This window comes from Mesorhizobium sp. M2A.F.Ca.ET.037.01.1.1, from assembly GCF_003998075.1.
In the GTDB taxonomy this organism is placed as follows: Bacteria; Pseudomonadota; Alphaproteobacteria; order Rhizobiales; family Rhizobiaceae; genus Mesorhizobium.
This window is the reverse complement of sequence record NZ_RZSA01001644.1, coordinates 1-687: the sequence shown is the minus strand read 5'-3', so window position 1 is coordinate 687 and position 687 is coordinate 1. Positions and strand designations below refer to the sequence as shown.

Below are 687 nucleotides of genomic sequence, written 5' to 3'. Positions count from 1 at the left end.
TACGCAGGCCGCCTTCCAGATGAGGTCGTCGGCGTCGATCATGTAGACCCAGGGACAACGGGCCTGCTCCAGAGCCAGATTCCTGGAGCCCCCGGCGTCGCGGCAGCTCGATTTGATGACGCGCATCGGCAAGGCAAACCGCAACGCCGTCTCCGTGGCGACGGCAGCGGTGGCGTCGGAGGAACAATCGTCGACCACCAGCACTTCACCGATGACCTCCTTTTCCGAGACCAGCGAAGCGAGCGTCCGAGCAATTGTCTGAGCGGCATTGTGCGCCGCAATGATGACGCTGACCTCTTCCAAACCCTGTCGCCGCACACCACACCCACGCAGGCGCGCCCCCCGTCAATCCCATACCCAGGATACCGACGGCAGGCGCAGTTGAGAAGCGACTATAGGGCAATCGGGATTGCCGTCACACCTTTTCCATGGCAACCGGAATGACGTCGACCGCCTGCTCGCCGACCTGGCCGCCTGTCGTCTTCAGCACGCCGACGATCGGCGCCACATCGGAATAGTCGCGGCCATAGCCGACGGTGATATGGTCGTTGCTCGCCCGCATGCCGTTGGTCGGGTCGAATTCCTGCCAGCCGGCATCGCGGCCGCACCAAACCTTGACCCAGGCATGCATGGCATCGGCGCCCTCGAGCCTCGGCTTTCCCTTGGGCGGGATCGTGCGCAGGAAGC

The 687-nt window shown here is 64.2% G+C and carries 2 protein-coding genes; both read right to left on the bottom strand.

What is annotated here, in order from left to right:
- Nucleotides 1-303: glycosyltransferase (locus tag EOA27_RS38945; RefSeq protein WP_245491400.1), on the bottom strand; the 303-nt coding region annotated here is incomplete at its 3' end.
- Nucleotides 304-415: 112 nt separating this feature from the next.
- A partial coding sequence (locus tag EOA27_RS38940) for a transglutaminase family protein (protein WP_145970929.1) occupies nt 416-687 on the bottom strand: 272 nt, incomplete at its 5' end.